This is a genomic window from Aminipila butyrica, from assembly GCF_010669305.1.
Classification (GTDB): Bacteria; Bacillota; Clostridia; order Peptostreptococcales; family Anaerovoracaceae; genus Aminipila; species Aminipila butyrica.
The window spans coordinates 2,276,027-2,292,488 of the sequence record NZ_CP048649.1 but is presented as its reverse complement, the minus strand read 5'-3'; the positions used below and the strand labels follow the sequence as shown (position 1 = coordinate 2,292,488).

21 protein-coding genes are annotated in these 16,462 nt (G+C 37.2%); all 21 read left to right on the top strand.

Going from position 1 to position 16,462, the window contains the following annotated elements:
• Positions 1-2 precede the first annotated feature (2 nt).
• The 21 genes from Ami103574_RS10925 to Ami103574_RS10825 all read left to right on the top strand — a co-directional run bounded on the left by Ami103574_RS10925 (position 3) and on the right by Ami103574_RS10825 (position 16,452).
• Complete coding sequence (locus Ami103574_RS10925) at positions 3-293, top strand: hypothetical protein (protein ID WP_163067047.1); 291 nt, start codon at positions 3-5, stop codon at positions 291-293.
• On the top strand, positions 280-1,809 hold the full coding sequence (locus Ami103574_RS10920) for a hypothetical protein (RefSeq protein ID WP_163067046.1): 1,530 nt from the start codon (positions 280-282) through the stop codon (positions 1,807-1,809). The genes Ami103574_RS10925 and Ami103574_RS10920 overlap by 14 nt, the downstream gene beginning before the upstream one ends.
• A 107-nt stretch (positions 1,810-1,916) precedes the next feature.
• The gene (locus Ami103574_RS10915; RefSeq protein ID WP_163067045.1) at positions 1,917-2,234 is read left to right on the top strand and encodes a hypothetical protein; all 318 of its coding nucleotides are present in this window, start codon (positions 1,917-1,919) and stop codon (positions 2,232-2,234) included.
• 27 nt (positions 2,235-2,261) lie between these two features.
• A complete protein-coding gene (locus Ami103574_RS10910) occupies positions 2,262-2,660 on the top strand; it encodes a hypothetical protein (protein ID WP_163067044.1) in 399 nt (132 codons plus the stop codon).
• Positions 2,661-2,818: 158 nt separating this feature from the next.
• Entirely contained in the window at positions 2,819-3,226 is a 408-nt protein-coding gene (locus tag Ami103574_RS10905) for a single-stranded DNA-binding protein (protein ID WP_163067043.1), read from the top strand.
• A gap of 18 nt (positions 3,227-3,244) precedes the next feature.
• Positions 3,245-3,427 (top strand): hypothetical protein, encoded by a 183-nt coding sequence (locus tag Ami103574_RS10900; protein WP_163067042.1) that lies wholly within the window; start codon positions 3,245-3,247, stop codon positions 3,425-3,427.
• A 693-nt stretch (positions 3,428-4,120) separates the two neighbouring features.
• On the top strand, positions 4,121-4,858 hold the full coding sequence (locus Ami103574_RS10895; RefSeq protein WP_163067041.1) for a hypothetical protein: 738 nt from the start codon (positions 4,121-4,123) through the stop codon (positions 4,856-4,858).
• 22 nt (positions 4,859-4,880) lie between these two features.
• Complete coding sequence (locus Ami103574_RS10890) at positions 4,881-5,513, top strand: hypothetical protein (protein WP_163067040.1); 633 nt, start codon at positions 4,881-4,883, stop codon at positions 5,511-5,513.
• Positions 5,514-5,770: 257 nt separating this feature from the next.
• The gene (locus Ami103574_RS10885; RefSeq protein ID WP_163067039.1) at positions 5,771-6,433 is read left to right on the top strand and encodes an SAF domain-containing protein; all 663 of its coding nucleotides are present in this window, start codon (positions 5,771-5,773) and stop codon (positions 6,431-6,433) included.
• Position 6,434: 1 nt separating this feature from the next.
• Positions 6,435-7,811 (top strand): P-loop NTPase family protein, encoded by a 1,377-nt coding sequence (locus Ami103574_RS10880; protein ID WP_163067038.1) that lies wholly within the window; start codon positions 6,435-6,437, stop codon positions 7,809-7,811.
• Between the two features lie 19 nt (positions 7,812-7,830).
• Positions 7,831-8,772: a hypothetical protein gene (locus tag Ami103574_RS10875; protein WP_163067037.1), complete on the top strand. Its 942-nt coding sequence runs from the start codon at positions 7,831-7,833 to the stop codon at positions 8,770-8,772.
• Between the two features lie 10 nt (positions 8,773-8,782).
• Positions 8,783-9,613: a hypothetical protein gene (locus Ami103574_RS10870; RefSeq protein ID WP_163067036.1), complete on the top strand. Its 831-nt coding sequence runs from the start codon at positions 8,783-8,785 to the stop codon at positions 9,611-9,613.
• 17 nt (positions 9,614-9,630) lie between these two features.
• On the top strand, positions 9,631-9,774 hold the full coding sequence (locus Ami103574_RS10865; RefSeq protein ID WP_163067035.1) for an amiloride-sensitive sodium channel family protein: 144 nt from the start codon (positions 9,631-9,633) through the stop codon (positions 9,772-9,774).
• An 8-nt stretch (positions 9,775-9,782) separates the two neighbouring features.
• The gene (locus Ami103574_RS10860; RefSeq protein ID WP_163067034.1) at positions 9,783-9,929 is read left to right on the top strand and encodes a hypothetical protein; all 147 of its coding nucleotides are present in this window, start codon (positions 9,783-9,785) and stop codon (positions 9,927-9,929) included.
• Between the two features lie 19 nt (positions 9,930-9,948).
• Complete coding sequence (locus Ami103574_RS10855; RefSeq protein WP_163067033.1) at positions 9,949-10,344, top strand: hypothetical protein; 396 nt, start codon at positions 9,949-9,951, stop codon at positions 10,342-10,344.
• A complete protein-coding gene (locus Ami103574_RS10850) occupies positions 10,341-10,835 on the top strand; it encodes a hypothetical protein (RefSeq protein ID WP_163067032.1) in 495 nt (164 codons plus the stop codon). Before Ami103574_RS10855 ends, Ami103574_RS10850 begins: the two co-directional genes overlap by 4 nt.
• 1 nt (position 10,836) lies before the next feature.
• Positions 10,837-12,099: a hypothetical protein gene (locus Ami103574_RS10845; RefSeq protein WP_163067031.1), complete on the top strand. Its 1,263-nt coding sequence runs from the start codon at positions 10,837-10,839 to the stop codon at positions 12,097-12,099.
• A gap of 22 nt (positions 12,100-12,121) precedes the next feature.
• A complete protein-coding gene (locus Ami103574_RS10840; protein WP_163067030.1) occupies positions 12,122-13,270 on the top strand; it encodes a hypothetical protein in 1,149 nt (382 codons plus the stop codon).
• A gap of 39 nt (positions 13,271-13,309) precedes the next feature.
• The gene (locus Ami103574_RS10835; RefSeq protein ID WP_163067029.1) at positions 13,310-14,239 is read left to right on the top strand and encodes a hypothetical protein; all 930 of its coding nucleotides are present in this window, start codon (positions 13,310-13,312) and stop codon (positions 14,237-14,239) included.
• A gap of 6 nt (positions 14,240-14,245) precedes the next feature.
• Positions 14,246-16,138: a type IV secretory system conjugative DNA transfer family protein gene (locus Ami103574_RS10830; RefSeq protein WP_163067028.1), complete on the top strand. Its 1,893-nt coding sequence runs from the start codon at positions 14,246-14,248 to the stop codon at positions 16,136-16,138.
• Positions 16,135-16,452: a hypothetical protein gene (locus Ami103574_RS10825; protein ID WP_163067027.1), complete on the top strand. Its 318-nt coding sequence runs from the start codon at positions 16,135-16,137 to the stop codon at positions 16,450-16,452. Before Ami103574_RS10830 ends, Ami103574_RS10825 begins: the two co-directional genes overlap by 4 nt.
• Positions 16,453-16,462: the final 10 nt, after the last annotated feature.

Genomic DNA, 16,462 nt, shown 5'->3' with positions numbered 1-16,462 from the left:
ATATGAAAAATAAAATTAAATCAAGTTTTAAGCGCAGAGAGCTATATTTTGTCATTATAGTCTATCCTGCGTTTTTATATCTAACACACGTATGTGAGCTTCTATTTTCATCTTGGGCAAATAAAAATTATAACTATTATGGATTTACCGCTTTATTAGTTATGCTCCTTATTATAATCTTTGTATTCCTTGAAGTCTTCACAAAACTTTATGGGAATGGTATTCAAGGAGATAAATTAAAAATCCGAGAGAAGGAAGGCCTTAGTATAGGAGATCTCAATGAAAGACATTAGTGCCCGTCCTCTCGTTGAGGGTAGGCCGTTAGATGAGCTAGAGATACCTGATTCACGTTTTAAACCCAATTCGGTACATTTAGCAATCATGAAAGAAGCGAAAGCTAATAATGGGTGTTATGACCGACGTATAGAGATTGAAAAAATAAAAGGGAGTTCTGACCCAGAAAAGTTAAAGAAGCAGAGGCTTCTTTGGAATCAAATCAATCTCAATAACCTAGTGAACGCCGGGTACATGCGTAAGAAAGATGAAAACATCTACATTGCCAATCCTTTGGCCTACAATATTCAGCGAGCAGAGTTCCAGCCAGGGAAAAACCATGCACAGCTTCTTCTTAAAAATAAAGAAGGGATCATAAAAACTCTGGAGCTAAAAAAAGAGCTCTCAGGCAAAAAATCTGATGAACAGCGCCGTCAGAAAAAGATACTTGATGGCATGGTAAAAAGGTTGTATGAGAATGGTTATCTTGAGAAAATAGACAAAGGTAAGTATAAAGTGACTGATGCCGGATTTCAATTTTTAAACGAATGGCAAAGTAAAAAACCGACACATCGTGACCAGAAAGTTACAGAGAATAGAAAAACATTTGCAGCAACTAAATTTGACCGCCACATTCAAGAGATTGTACGAGATGGTAAAATTGATGAGCAGCTGCTACAAGAACATGATAAGTGTGAATCCCTAAAAAAACGAATTACTACGTATAAGAAACAGGGGCTTATCACAAATGACGGGGAGCTTACAGAAGACTGCATAAACCTATTGGAGAACACTCTAAAGAGAGGTAAAGAGAAACACCTAAGCTTAGAGATGCTGTCTGATCGGCAGATACAGCTCATAAAAGACATTAGAATATTTTTAAATCTTTCAAAAGATCAAATTGTCCATTACATATACGGTGATCAAGCTCCTCCGGCGGACACGGACCTACAATTTTTAATCAGAAAAAAGATTATAAAAAGGGATGAAGATACAGGGATTTATGTCATGGACAAAGCTGGAATTGAGTTATCTAATGAACTGCTTTCCCCAAATGCAGTTCGATACTATACGAAACTGTATAGCCGAAAAGAAGAGGTTGAGCATGACATGCTAGTCTACACGGCCTATAAAGAATGGGAAAAAGGAATCTTGGAGAAAGGCTACAAAATCATCGAAATAAAAAATGATCGGCAGTTACGTCGGGAGGATGCACAAAAACACGGACACATGATAGGGGCTTATCCTGACTTGAGAGTGCTATTCCAAAAGCCAAATAGTAATAAAATACTGACCTATGATATTGAAGTGGATTGCGGTTACGATAGTAAGACGATAAAAAGTAAATTGAGTGGGTTAGGTGGTAATCTGGGGTGGTATTGCAAAACTTTATATCAGGCTGCCAAGGTGGCTAATATGTTGACCAAAGACACCACAAAAGTAAGCCGTATGAATGTAGCAAGAAAGATGGAAGTCTACTATATGGATAAGGATGGAAAGTTACAAGTAGTTAGGCAAAGACATTGGAATAAATAAAATTTAAGGGTGTTATTATATGGCTGTAAGTTCTGAATGTATATAAAAAACGGGTATAGCTGTATCTTTTCAAAAGTTGGCTAAATCAAAGAAAAGGAGAGTGTATTATGAATAAAACACAAGAACAATTTTTAAATAATACCATTAAAAAAGGAAACACCGTGATATTTCAGACAGAGCAACCCAAAAAGGGAGATATTCATTACGGAGAATATATTTATGAGCATATGATAATGACAGAATCTATCGAAGTAGGTAGCGTTATTAGTGTAAATATTAGCGGTAAGACTTATATTGGAGCAGTTTTAAATCTATGGGAAGGTGGTTTTAAACTTCTTCTAGATGGAAGAAAAGAGTGGAAAGATGGTAGTAATACCCGCAGTTTTTCCTATAAATCGGTAGATGAGGTTATTAAGCTAAACTAAAATTATTTAAGAAAAGAGGTAGATTTGATGAAATATAAAAATGTTGAATTAGTAGCTGCTGATGGCAGAGCAAATGAACTTATGGTATCTGTTGATTTTGAAAATCCTGATGAGGATGATGAACTGCAAGAAGAGATGGAAGCTAAACTGAATAATTTACTTGAATCCTTTACAACTAAGATATATCTTGATCCAGTTCTTCCCGATTACATTCAGATTAGAAGCCATCAACATTTCGCTTTTGATAGGCAGGGCGTTGCTTTTTTGAAAGAAGTTTATGACAGATTAAATGAATCTGATATCAATGCAAAAATAACTGTCGGAATTTATATTGACGGATGGTTTAATAACGAAGATGGGAGTGAAAGCTGTTACAACCAAGATGATATATCATGGGAAGAATTTGAAGCTAATTTAAAATATTAATAATTATTATTCAGTTTATTTTTAATTGAAATTAATACGTCAAATTAGGATTTTACGAGATAAAATTCAGTGATAATAAAGAAGATGAATGGGTTACTAGATAAAATGGAAGGTTGGCTAAAAGTAAGAAGTTATAAGAAAATTGGAGGCAAATGAACATGAATAGTGTTAATTTAATCGGAAGACTTACAAAGGACCCAGAAGTTAGATATACACCCACCACACAGATGGCCGTAGCAACATTTTCAATAGCTATTGACCGCCCCACGAGCAAGGACAAGGAGAAACAGACAGATTTTCCACGGATAACCGTATTCGGAAAGCAAGCTGAGAACTGTGAGCGGTTTCTGGCAAAGGGCCGTTTGGTGGGCATCCAAGGAAGAATTCAGACTGGAAGCTACAAAAACAAAGAAGGTATGACCGTATACACCACAGATGTTGTAGCAAACAATGTGGAGTTCCTGGAATGGGGAGACAGAAAAGAGAGCAATGCTCCGGCAGAAGGGAGTACATCGGATGTTCCGGAGGGGTTTTCCAAGTTAGACGACGATGATATTCCTTTTTAAATATGACGGAGGCTGATTATGGATAACAAACAGGCATTTATAGCTTACATGGAAGAAAGGCAAGAACTATGGAAGAAAAAGAAGGTTATTGAAGGCAAGATGTTAGATTATAAGTTAAATAGTTTTGCTATTGAAAGTAGCTTTAGGATTAGTAAAAGTTACAGTAGCCGATATACGAGCCGGAGAAGAAGCCTAAATTGAAAGATTTCAGAAAGGTGATATATAAGAATAAATATAGATGAAGCTGGTTTAATAGCGGAGTGCAACGGAGCCAGGGACGGAACGAAGTGGAGTTTTAGCGGAGTGCCGTAGATATTATCAAGAAATTTCAATATAGCATACTCAGATAAACTAAAATTTAACTAATTCTAACCTTTGTGTTGAGTACCAGAGCGGTAATTGGTGGCACTATAATGAACAGGGAGAATGGTGGTAACATGAATGATAATCGTGATTATAAATTTAGAATTGCATTATTTAAAATGGAGCATCCCTTTTTAATGCTGATACTTTATGGGGCTGTAATTTTAGCTATGATGTTCCTAATAACAATCATATGCAATTTTGTTCAGGGGATACAGATTGTTCAACAAAACTAAAATCTGTTTAAGGAAGAGGGTAAAGACAGATTAGAAATAATCTAGGGTTAGTTGACTGGTAGATACGAAAGGTTGTGCAAAAAATGGATATAAAGATGATTATATTTGTTGTTGGTAGTGGTGGGGTATTTTTCATATTTCTTTTATCAAGACTTTTCTATTCTTGTAATGATGAATACCCTGGATCGAAGTATATAACTATAATTGGGATAATTATTTTCTCATTTATAGTTGGAAGCGGTCTATATTTAATAAAAGGAATGAACTAAAATTTATTTAGAAAGACGGTGAGTTTATGGCAGATGATACGTTGTCTATAAATCAGGAAGACATACTTAAAAGAATTGTGGGGTATGGGGGGTATGTTACGAAAGAGATTCTGGCATTGTATAGAAAAGATTTAACTGTAGATCGCTGCTATCGGATTTTAGTTCAGCTTTCAGACAAAAATTATATCAGGCCAAGACCTTATTTTGAAAGCTTCCGAGAGCCCATCGTCTACCAGGTTACTAAAAAAGCTTGCAGATATTACGACAGGCCGGAAGCCTATATGAGAAAAGTTCACAAACCTTACCAGGTGAGACGATACTTAATGCGTTCTCACTTTTTTTTCGCCATGGCGGGACAGGGCAAGAACATTACCCTTTTTTCTTCTGCCAATAGGCAAAAATTCTTAAATGAAAAAGGACTAACGGATTATTATCTCCCAAAGAAAATCAATAAAGGGGTAGAAACCGTGCAGATTGAGGAATTCATCTTAGATGTACCCCCTTATAGCAAGGAGCATACGGTATGCCTGGTTTATTTTGATAATCAGTCTTATTCCATAAGGCCTCAGCTAGAAAAGCATTTTCACAAATATGGGAAAATGCAAAAGGCAGGAAAGTGTTTTATAGATTTTCTTATTGTAACGGAAAGCGATGCACGGGCTAGAAACTTCATGGCTGCTTACCAAGAACATTTCTTTAAAAAAATCTCTATGATTGATATTAAAACCCACAGTATCAATCGACCATACAAAGCCACGATTTAAAGTATATCAAAGGAGAAAATAGATGAAAATAATCTATTCAGAAAACTATGATCAGCAGATTCAAGAAATCAATGATTATAATGAAACTGTTAAAAAATACAACCTTCTTATTGACAAAAGGCTGTGCCGTTTGGCTATTATAAAATTGATTGTTCAGCTTTTTATTATGATGATTGTGCTTATTGTACCTTACTTTTTTTTAGACAATGATGTTGAAGCTTTTAATGCAGCCTGGGCTGCATCAACTTTTTACGATAAGATTGTAAATATCTTTTTATTCTTATTGGGAGCTAGCTTAGCTTATGTATTAATGTTGGTTCTCCCTAAATATATTTTCCGTATTATAGCAAATATTTATGGAAAAAAGCAGGAACCTAAAAATTATTCAAAACAACAGAAATTGTATATGGAAATAAAACCAATAATTAATAAAAGTATTTCCTCGTGCTGGACCACTTATGACAAGTTACACTATTCATATATTGACAAGGAGGGGAATGTACACAAAGAAAAAATTGAATTAGAGGGAATGCAGGTTATAGAAAATATAAATATAAATGATTTTGAGATTAATATTGATGAATTAATTATTAAAGAGCCTGCTAAAATCTCTAGTATGCCTAAACAGAAGGTTTATAAAGACTATCCGAACTGAATTTTTTAAGCGGATAGTTATATTTTTTTAAATCTTCCTCTGAATGTGAGATACAGCAAAGGAAAGGCGGTGCAAGGAATCTATTATAATAGCTACTTGTAGGGACTTGACACCCACCCAGACCACGCCCACTAAAGTGGGCTGCACGAAAGGTAAACCTTTCGGCGGTCATAGGGGGTGTCGCACGGCGATCCAGAGGACTGTCAAAAAAAAGAAGTCTTCACCGCTGATTGAAAATGATAAAGAAAGGAGCCCTCATGAATAAAGGAAAGAAAATAATGATGGCTGTGGCAGTGATTCTTATCATCACCGGCACGGCACTACTTCTGATCTGGGAGCTGTGGGGAAACGAATACGTGAATTACAAAATAGTGGTAGTGGCCGCTGACAAGATTGAGGAAGGAGATGTTATTTCTGAAAAAGATTTAAAGACAGAAAAATTCTTAAAGAGAAACGTCCTAAAAAATACAATTAGGCCAGATGAAATTGAAAAGTACATAGGGATGACGGCAAGACAGAATATTGTAAAAGAATCTCAAGTGGATAAATCTTATCTCGTTAAAGCTGATAAATACATTAAGCCTGGCGAATCTGTATATAAGATACCAGCCGATTGGATTGGAATGTGTTCATCATCTGTGAGAAAAGATGATACAGTTGAAGTTTATGGCAGCGATGGGGCTTCATTAGGAACATTTAAGGTGGCATTTGTGAAAGACGTACAAGAGCGAGAAGTTACAGCCATTGATACAAAAAATAAAGAGGTCTTGGAACGTACCGATGGAACTGGTGTAATCAATAGCATTGAAATCATTGCTACGTTGGATGTTTACAACCAAATTAAGGCTAGGGCTATTGATACCGATCAGAAAGTAGGAGAAGATTTTATTATCGTTCAAGTGCTTGGGGGGAATAAGTAATATGCAATATACAAATTTTTATGAACTAGTAAGTGCTATTTATAAAGAGTTTGATAAAGAGTGTAATTCTAGTGACCAGCTTGAGTTAACGACCAGGAACCTGAAAGAAGCATTGCAGGGAAGAAAGGAAGCAGAAAACTATTTTCTGGATTATGTAGATAAATACTTATACAAAAAAAAGCTTGCAGATACCGATATTGAATACCCCTCATATTATGAAAGTCTTGTAGATGGAATTTATCAGGAGAATTGGGGACTGGCAGGTATGAGTGAATGGTTTACCCCACCATATGAGAGAAGCAGTTCAGCAAAGATTATAGGGGACCGAATCTATTTTATGAAAAATGGCAGGTTGAACTTAATGCCACAGCGAATTGATGAGGAAAGGAGAAAAAAATTAGTGGCTAAGCTGCTATCTATTAAACCCGATGAACGCAAAGATAAAGATGTAAATGAAATCTATCTCATAGATGGCACGAGGGTAACTATTTTTAACGAAAGTGTATCGAAAAAAAATAGAGAAGATCAGTATCTCGATTCCGTCGTGTTCAGAAGATACATAGTCCCGGAATACACTTTTGAGGAGCAAGCTAAAAACCATACGATTCCAGTAGAAGCCATAGCTTTATTTAAGACGATGGTTAAGCTTGGATATAACATAGCAATTACAGGAGCTGTTAGAACTGCTAAGAGCACCTTTCTTGCTACTTGGCAAAGCTATGAAGACACCACCCTTGAAGGCGTACTTTTAGAAACGGACCCTGAAATTCCTATTCATGAGCTAATGCCTACAGCTCCCATTATGCAGATAGTAACAAATGATGATAACCTCCAAAAAATTCTCAAACACATCCTGCGATCTGATGCAGACTATATCATTATGGGTGAGGGCAGAGATGGCATCTCCGTAGATACTTTTCTTCGAGTAGCCAACAAGGGAACCAGACGTTGTAAAATTACCTTTCACAATAGATTTCCGCAAAATTTGCCCTATGATATGGCAACGGAGATTATTAGAACAGAGGGTGGAACTATAGCCCATACAGCTGAAAAGGTAGCCCAGTCAATAGATTATATTTTTCATTTTATTCAGCTACAAGATAAATCACAAAAAAGGCTAGATGGAATGTATGAGCTTTCTGTTGATTATGAGAATGGAAATATTACTGTTGCCCAGATATGTAAATACCAGGCCAATACGGATACATGGGTGTGGAATCAAGAGTATCATATAGCTTCCAGCCATAGAAAATCAGGAATTAAAGAAAATGCTGAGATGTTTGCGCTCTTTGAGAAGCAGCTGGCTGACTTAGGAAAACAGTTCCCCATGGATGATAAGGAGTGGCAGCAAGCCCACGCTATGTTAAATTATCGGTAATCGGGAGGAGGGGGCTTACTTGAACGAAGAAATATTAAATATTTTAATTCCTATGCTCTTAGGGATGGGGGGGCTGCTGCTTTTTTATATCCTTTTAGAAAATAGCCTAAAGAAAAAGGTTGAGCAAATAAAAGGGTTTATAGAGGAAAAAAAGAAAAAAGTTCGACTGAAAAGAAGTCAGACTAAGTTTGATAAGCATCTAAAAATGTTAATTCAAGCCAATGGCTTGAATTTTACACCGGACAAGCTTGAAGGCGTTATCCTTATTATATTTATAGCCAGTATGTGCCTAACTGTTCGGGTGCTTCTGCTGGGCACAGCTATTTTTCTTTCGGTTGGACTAGCGATTATGCCGTATCTTTTATTAAGAGTTCGACTTGAAGAAATGAGAGCCATGTCATCACGTGAAGCAGAGGTTCTAGTCAACGCTTTTCTAATAAAATACCGTGCCAAGCAAAGAAATATTGAAGAGACGCTAGAAGCCATCATAAAGGAAAAATCAATTAAGAATACAAAGCCACTACTTTTAAAACTGCTTTTTAAGTTGCAAAACACAAAAAATAAAGCTGAAATAAAAGCTGCGGTAGAGGTATTTGTTTATTCAATTAATACGAATTGGGCGAGGCTGCTTGGAAGCAATGTTTACCAGGCAACTACGCTAAATATTGATGTGACTCTATCATTGGAAGATCTGTTGGTTCAGCTGAGGGAGGCCAGGAGGTTATGGGAGAAGCAGAAGCGGGATACAGCAGAGCCTAGGCGAATCCTTTGGGGAATTCCTATCCTATATTTTTTCTTTGCTTATATATCCTGGAGCAAACTTGGATTATCTGCAAATGAACTTTTTTATAATCAGTTTGCCTCTAAGCAAGGAGTAAGCTTTTTCATGCTCATAGTAATCGGGTTTACTCTTTCACTTATATTAGTAAAACTGCGTTTTAGCAGAAAGTTTGATTGTTAAGGAGGTCATCATGGGCGTGATGATTATTGTGCTATCTGGGCTTTTTATAAGCCTTGGATGCGTGTGTGTTATAAGGGAAAGACAACCTCCTGAAAAGAAGTTATTTAATGCTACTGCCTCACTTGGAACAGGTTTTCATAATGAAGATAAACTGTTTGGCAATACACATTATAAAATGACACGGGGGCAATATGATAAATTCCGGTTGATTGTCTTTATAGGACTTGCCTTAATGGGAATTTTGACCTTACAAAAATGGATTGTCTTAACGGGAGTAATAATGTATGTGATATCTTATCCAAGAAGATTCATTGGAAAGTTCGGGACCCCCTATAATTTGTTGTACATGCACTATATAAAAAAAGAGCAGCAGCTGAAAGATGATGAATTATTTACAGCTTTAAGCTTGCTCAGAAACATGATGGTTCAGCTTCGCCATACGCCAAAAGGTGCGGATTATATTATTGAATATATAGCGGGTGATGCAAAATTAACAAGGCCAGCTTTTCTAAAGGTTTTAAATCTGATGAGACTTGGGAGAATGAAGGAAGCGGAGGAAAGCTTTATACAAGATATTGGGACACCGTTATCCGTAGATACTGCAAGGATATTAGTTCAACTTGATGCGTTAGAACCCTCTACTATGGAAAAAAATCTTTTATCCATACAGCGGGAGATTTCAGAGATTGGAAATACAAAAAAACAAATGATGGATGAGCTTTACAGTGATATGTTGTTAATCCCTATTATTATAACGGTTATGTTGGTATTTTTGGACTTTCTGGTAGTGGCGTATATCGGAGACTTAGTCCAGTTAAATTATTATTTTTCAGTACATTAAAAACGAGGAGGAACAAAATGAAACAAATTATTATATTAGTAGCCTTTATTGCTTTAGGCATTTTTATTTCAGTGCAAATAGACAAATTCTATGATCCAGTAGAAACCGGAATTGATGCGTCGGTTAAGGTTATGGAAGAAGTAGCACCTTCAAAAAAATAGGGGGCTATATGAAACAAATAATAGTAGCGATTGCTTTCATACTTTTAGGTGTGGCCATTGCTTCATATCTAAATGGTTCAAAAGACTCAAGCATGAAGACTGGTCTTACCAATGTATGGCAGCAAGAAATTGAAAGACAAAATACCTATCCATAAAGAATAAGGGGGGAGTTGATTGAAAGATGTTATCGTGTGTTGTGTAATAATGCCGCTTACCATTGCAATTATTTTTCTCATTGGTGCAATTCAGACTAATGCAGACCAAAGAAGTTTTACCGAAGAGGTTGTATATATCGCAGCTCAGCGAGCCAGTCAGGATGGATATTTTACTGCGGATAATCTTAAGAATATGAGACAGAGCATTGCAAACGGTCTGAACGTATCCGAAGACGATATAACTATTCTTTGTAATGAAAGCGTAAGGTACCGACCAGAAGTGATAAATTACAAAGTTGAAGTTTTATTGAAAGATGTTCTCCCCGCTAACAAGCTCTTTGGTATAAGCAATGAAAATAATCAGGGCGAAATTATGGTAGAGAATAAAATCATGAGTGAGAGGTTAGTTCCATGAGAAAGGTCATCATCTATGCGAGCATTATCCTTGTACTGATATTTGCAGCAACATTTCGTAGTGATTATGTACAAGTAGAGCTGCTGGAGCAGCAGCTAAAGAATGATCTTCAGAGTGCTGGAGCAGGATCGGCCATGCTTCTAGATAAAGAAAAGTATGCAGATGGGTTTGTAGCCTTTCAAGATGAAGAAGTCTGTGCATATGTTAGGGATATATTGGCCGGATATGATTGGTATAAGGTACATATTTGGGATGACAAAAATATATATCGAATCTATGACCAAGATGGATTAATCAGCCAAGAAGCCGCTACTTATCCATATGTTTTTATGGATAATAAAAATATGAAAACACAGATAGACGAACCCACTATTATTTTAGAGGGTCAAGCTAAGGGGGAATTTTATAGATTAACAGATTTGCAGGATCAAAAAAATATCATTCAAAGAACCACTAAATATGTAGTTGGAGAGAGGAGAATAAAAGAATAGAATGAAGACTTTTGTAAATAAAATATTAGCTATATTTACTGTGGCGATATTGTGCATAGGAGCATATGGTTTTGGAGTGGCTGCTGATGAGAGTAGGGTTTATGCAGCAAGCCAATATGATAATCTAAATCAGTTTAAAGGCGTAGGCGATTATTTTGTAGTATCAGACAATTCCAGTGGCAAGCAAGCACTAGCTGCTATGATACCAGATAGGCTACATACTTGTGCCGTAAGTGGTGTATATACAATAGAAATATGGACACCTAAAGGAGAGGATGGACAAGCAGTATCAGATAATTCAGCCCAGGCAGGTACGCCTGGGCAGTATATGATACAAGATGTAAATATAGTAAAAGGAAGCAAATTTACAACTGGTGGGAACTTAGCCGAAGGTGCAGGCATAAAGGGAATTATACAACTAAGTGGTGGGAACGGCGGAAGTGGAGCCAATAAGTTCGCTAATGGTTCCTCCGGCCCGTACGATGGTGGCACAGGCGGGACTGGGTATTACGCAGGAGTAGGTGGAAAAGGAGGATATGGCGGAGGCAGATACCAAAGTTGTGGTAATGGTGGAAAAGGCGGTGATGGATATGTTGGCGGTAATGGTGGAAAAGGCGGAACAATAGGAATTCTAGAAGGGGCAGGAGGTACTGGAGGAAGTGGATTTATTGCAGGTATGGGAGGTGCTGGTTCAACTACAGCTTCGAGTGGAAGTACATATCCACTTACTTATGCAAGTCCTATGAACCAAGATGCCTATGGAAATGTAAAGTGGAAGACAGGAGGAGCATTTCCCGGATTTACCGTACAGGCCAACAATGGGACTGTAGCACAAATAAAAATAACACTTAAAAAAGTAGTGCCTGATATGAGTATAAATGATGGCATTATACCAATAGCATTAGATCAATCAAGTTCCTATGAATCTCAAATGAGAGCTGCAACTGCACTAGAAAAGATAAGCAGCATACTAGATTCAAAGCTTGGAGGAAATACTACGGATCTTCCAGTACAGTCTAGCGTAGTATCTGTGGTTAAAGGTAAAGCATTTGATATCTATGTTCCAGTGGAAAGTACAAAATCAGGGAACACAGTTGTAGGAACAGTAACGGTAATAAATAATGATGTTAAGGATGGTTTACTGCAATTGGTAGGCAGAATAGACACGGCAGGAAATAAGGAAATTGTAGTAGGTGATACTAAGTTTGTTTTACAAACTGTAGAAGAACCCGACAGCACTAATGTAACAGCTATATTAAATTAATGAGCAGAACCAGGAGGAACAGATGAGTAAAAGTATAATGAAGAAAACAATATGCCTTACTACAGCAGTTGTGTTATTAATTTGTAGCTACATAATAGGTGGATACTCTCAAATTACATCAGAAGCCACTGTGGTAGGGTCACTAAACTCAGATACAGGTAAATGGCAAGCGTTTGATGGGGATAACGGAGCAACTATAACTATCGGTTTAACGGGAAGATATAAGATAAATATAGTTGGTGGAGCTACGGCAGGAGGATATGGAAGAGCAGATCAGAAAATAAGCTATGGAGGAAATCTTACAGGTGTAATAAGTCTAAAGAAAGGCGATGTAATAAAGTACGTGGAGTTGGCCGGAGGACCTAGTAGTACAGACTCAACGCAAGCATTAGCAGCAACAAGTTCCGGAAAATACGGAGGAGGTAAGGCTTCTATGGTGTACATAAATGGTACACCTATTATAGGAGCTGGAGGAGCTGGGGGCGTTATAATAACGTACAGTCCATCTTTTTATGTAGACCTCCATGAGGGAGTTACTGCAATAAATAACAGTAAGTTTTCTTCAGGTTCCGGTGGAACTTCACCAGCATATGAGTCTTACAGCAGAGGGAATACAATTCCAGGATGCGAACCCGCTGGCATAGGAAGTACATGGGCTGGATATTCGGGCTATAACTACCTGGCAAGTGGAATAATAGATTTAGTAGAACAAACAAACAATGGTATTGTTCCTTCATGCACCATTTCTTATATAAAGGTAGGAGCAGAAGACAACCCCGCTAATATACAGAGAATTGCAGATGCTACAGCTCTTATGGCCAACGAGCTACCTGGTTTAAAACAAGCAAACCAGAGTATTGCAAATTCGATGCAAAGCATACAGAGCGTAATTTCAGGCGGAGCTATAGGTGGAAGTTCAATTACTCCTGATACGATAACTGTAGTTTCAAAAATGGCTTTTTATGAATACGTTAAGGGCAATGACAAAACAAAAGGTGGAACTGTAGATGGCATTACAGTCATAAATAATGATCTAACTGATGGTTATGTCAAAGTATCCGGTAAGTTCAATACGCCAGGCCAATATGAGGTTGTCATAGACAGTATAAAGTATGTTTTTAAGGTTGTAGAACAGCCTGACAGTACAACTGTAAAGGCTATATTGTACTAAATAATTATTGACAGAGGAAAGAAAGGGGGGCTGTGTGGTGTGGAAGAACGAATAGGAAAAAACTTTGTAAAACAGAGACTTGCTATATCCGTCATATTGACCCTTGTAATCATGCTGCTGGCGCAAAGTATAAGCTTTGCACTGGGAGATGAAAATGATGCTTATTCAGGTATTCCAACTGTGAAATTGGACTTGAGTGGACTGGATGATTCCGGTAAGCTCATCTATTGCGGAATCGATGTAGCGGTATTTTGGGACCCAGATAATGATGGAGAGTTTAAAGTTGTTCCTGATGATTCAAAAGTTAAACGGATTATTACAACTCATAAGTCAATCAAATTAGATCTGGGAGACCCCAAAACATATAAAAAGGGGATTAAACATAAATTGGCCATGCGCACACTTTACGTGCCGATTGGTGTAAAACAGGAGCCTATTGTGATTGCAGATGCAGACAATGGAAACGATGGCTGGGTAGAAATACCTGGCACTTTATTTATACCGACCTATTTTATTAACCCGGTGGATAGTCCATATATTAATCATACCGAGAAATGGGATGAAAATAGGGAAAAGTACAATAAAGTGAAAGAGCATCTGGGCCAAGAAAACAAAATAAGGCCAGCTGCTGTTTTTTGGAGTGGAGAGAAGTTTATTCTTCATGTGGAAACTTCCGAAGTTGTTTCTGGCGTTGCAGTCACTATTTTAAAGGAAACGAATGATAAGAAACAGCCATATAAAACAGTATTGAACAAACCTGAGAAGCATCCAACAATAACCGGAGCAGCAATTTATACGGGGGAACTGTGGGATGAAAGCTTGTTTAATAAGTATGGAAATTATATCCCAAAAACTCTAAAGTTTAGGCTAGATATTTTATCTGCGGAAGGAGAGGTAATGGAGGAAAAATTCAGTGAAGTTACAGGTGATAATACGGATCTTTACTACAGGTCTAAAAAGGAGTATTAAAATGGAATGAAAGATTTTATAAACAAAGTTAAGGAAGATGGGTTTCTTGCTTTCCTCAGCAATAAATGGGTTTTCAGCATTTTAGCTGGGGCTATGTTGTTACACCTACATCTGTCTTTTAGCCAGGCCTTTTTAAGTCAAGATACTATTACTCTTATCTTCCTTGAAAAAGCATTATTTAGTTTTCAAGGTTCACAAGCCCAGCTTTTTAAGTCTTTCTATATAGTCAGTTCATTAGCGGGCATATTCTTTGCCTGTTTTCTGTTTTATAGAGCCTTTTTTGAGCGATTCATTCACTATGGTAAAGGTGGTAAACGACAAGAGAATAAGGCGGAGATTGAGAGCATGATTCCAGATTTTCCGTATAACAATGAAGAACTCCAAATCATTGTTGGACTGAAACAAAATAAATTTAATTTAGATCCAATAAAATATCCAGAGTATCTTATAATACCAGCTGCTGCCATGTTTCAGAATTTCCTTATAACTGGAACTATTGGAACAGGTAAAACTGCTTCCGTGATGTACCCGTTCTTAAAACAAGTTATGTTTTATCAAGCAAAGAATCCAGAGAAGAAAGCGGGGATGCTTATCTTAGATGTAAAAGGAAACTTTTACGAACAAGCACTAAAGTATGCCGAAGAATGCGGTAGAAAAGATGATATCCTTCTGATTCAGCTAGATGGAGACCAATTCTATAACCCACTTGCAAAACCGCATATGGAGGCGGTGGATCTGGCCTCCAGGTCTAGAACGGTAATGGATCTCTTCTCTGGGGGAGCTAAAAAAGAAAAGTTTTGGGACACCAAAGCGGGGCAAATGATGACAGAGTGTATTCGATTGATGCGACTGACGGAAGGATATGTCACGCTAGCGGATATACACGCCTTAGTAACAAATACAGATTTCCTTCAAGAACGCTTAGAATTTCTCTATGAAAATCAGGACAATGTTTCGGAATTTGAGATGAATGCCTGTGTTAATTATTTTATGGGGGAATTTTCAGGAAAAGCAGAAACCACCATTGAGACTATAAAAAGTTGTGTAACGGAGATGACCGGGTTCTTTGCTTCTTCTGAGCGTATAAATAAGGCCTTTTGCCCAGGTAAAGAACAACTTACTTTTACCGGATTTGACCAGTGTATTAATGAAGGTAAGATTATTATTCTAGCCATGAATAAGGCTCAGTATCCGGAAGTTTCCCGAACGATTGCTGCCTATTTAAAACTTGACTTTCAGAGCGAGGTTCAGCAGAGGACAAGCAATCCTAGATTGAATAACACTAGACCAGTAACCTTTATTTGTGATGAGTACCAGGAATTTGTGACGGGAAATGATGCGGACTTCTACGGCTTATCTCGTGAAAGTAAGTGTTGCAGTATTGTTTCGTCCCAGTCTTATACTTCAATATTGAAGACACTTGGAAACAGAGAAGCTTTCGATACCTTGCAACAAAACTTAATAAACAAAATCTGGCTGCGTACAGACGATAAGTTGACTATTGAGACAGCTCAATTTCTAACAGGAAAGGAGGAAAAAGAAAAATACAGTAAAAATATTTCCGAGAGCATGAATGACACCAAGAAAAGTAAGATCTTTGGTAAATTGGTATCAGATAAGGCCTCATTTTCTGAATCGCTCAATGTTTCTACTCAGAAAGATTTTGTCTTTGAAGAAAAGATTTTTACCCAGGTATTAAAATTGTTCAAGGCTATTTGCTTTACGGCCAATGAAACGGGCATGAATGAACCTCACTTAGTTCATTTGTGCCCTTATTTTATGGAACCAGTTATAAATATTAAGCTGGAGGACGAACAAGAATCAAAAGATAATATACCAGATGAAAACAACTCAACAATAATAAACATGAAAGAAATCATGGAAAGGAATAAAAAATGAAAAAATCAAAAATTATCATACTGGCAGTTCTATTAGTGATAGTAGGTGGGACAACCACCGTTTTTGCAGCATCAGCAGATGCATTTGCAGCTGGAGAGTCTTTTCTCGGAGATACAAAATCCTTTATAGTTAAGATCTCTACATTGGTGGCCATCATTGGTATGGGATTTGGGGCAATTAAAATAAAAACTGCTGGAGGAAATCCACAAAAAATTGAGATGGGTTTTACGGCGATAAAATGGTCTATTTTTGGATGGGCACTGGTTAATGGTGCGCCTTTAATCTTTGCAACAATTAACAAATATATATCTTAGCAAGAGAGGA

Bases quoted from the DNA above. Each gene is read 5' to 3' on its own strand.
- Ami103574_RS10925 (WP_163067047.1), top strand. From the start codon at position 3: ATGAAAAATAAAATTAAATCAAGTTTTAAGCGCAGAGAGCTATATTTT.
- Ami103574_RS10920 (WP_163067046.1), top strand. From the start codon at position 280: ATGAAAGACATTAGTGCCCGTCCTCTCGTTGAGGGTAGGCCGTTAGAT.
- Ami103574_RS10915 (WP_163067045.1), top strand. From the start codon at position 1,917: ATGAATAAAACACAAGAACAATTTTTAAATAATACCATTAAAAAAGGA.
- Ami103574_RS10910 (WP_163067044.1), top strand. From the start codon at position 2,262: ATGAAATATAAAAATGTTGAATTAGTAGCTGCTGATGGCAGAGCAAAT.
- Ami103574_RS10905 (WP_163067043.1), top strand. From the start codon at position 2,819: ATGAATAGTGTTAATTTAATCGGAAGACTTACAAAGGACCCAGAAGTT.
- Ami103574_RS10900 (WP_163067042.1), top strand. From the start codon at position 3,245: ATGGATAACAAACAGGCATTTATAGCTTACATGGAAGAAAGGCAAGAA.
- Ami103574_RS10895 (WP_163067041.1), top strand. From the start codon at position 4,121: ATGGCAGATGATACGTTGTCTATAAATCAGGAAGACATACTTAAAAGA.
- Ami103574_RS10890 (WP_163067040.1), top strand. From the start codon at position 4,881: ATGAAAATAATCTATTCAGAAAACTATGATCAGCAGATTCAAGAAATC.
- Ami103574_RS10885 (WP_163067039.1), top strand. From the start codon at position 5,771: ATGAATAAAGGAAAGAAAATAATGATGGCTGTGGCAGTGATTCTTATC.
- Ami103574_RS10880 (WP_163067038.1), top strand. From the start codon at position 6,435: ATGCAATATACAAATTTTTATGAACTAGTAAGTGCTATTTATAAAGAG.
- Ami103574_RS10870 (WP_163067036.1), top strand. From the start codon at position 8,783: ATGGGCGTGATGATTATTGTGCTATCTGGGCTTTTTATAAGCCTTGGA.
- Ami103574_RS10865 (WP_163067035.1), top strand. From the start codon at position 9,631: ATGAAACAAATTATTATATTAGTAGCCTTTATTGCTTTAGGCATTTTT.
- Ami103574_RS10860 (WP_163067034.1), top strand. From the start codon at position 9,783: ATGAAACAAATAATAGTAGCGATTGCTTTCATACTTTTAGGTGTGGCC.
- Ami103574_RS10850 (WP_163067032.1), top strand. From the start codon at position 10,341: ATGAGAAAGGTCATCATCTATGCGAGCATTATCCTTGTACTGATATTT.
- Ami103574_RS10845 (WP_163067031.1), top strand. From the start codon at position 10,837: ATGAAGACTTTTGTAAATAAAATATTAGCTATATTTACTGTGGCGATA.
- Ami103574_RS10840 (WP_163067030.1), top strand. From the start codon at position 12,122: ATGAGTAAAAGTATAATGAAGAAAACAATATGCCTTACTACAGCAGTT.
- Ami103574_RS10830 (WP_163067028.1), top strand. From the start codon at position 14,246: ATGAAAGATTTTATAAACAAAGTTAAGGAAGATGGGTTTCTTGCTTTC.
- Ami103574_RS10825 (WP_163067027.1), top strand. From the start codon at position 16,135: ATGAAAAAATCAAAAATTATCATACTGGCAGTTCTATTAGTGATAGTA.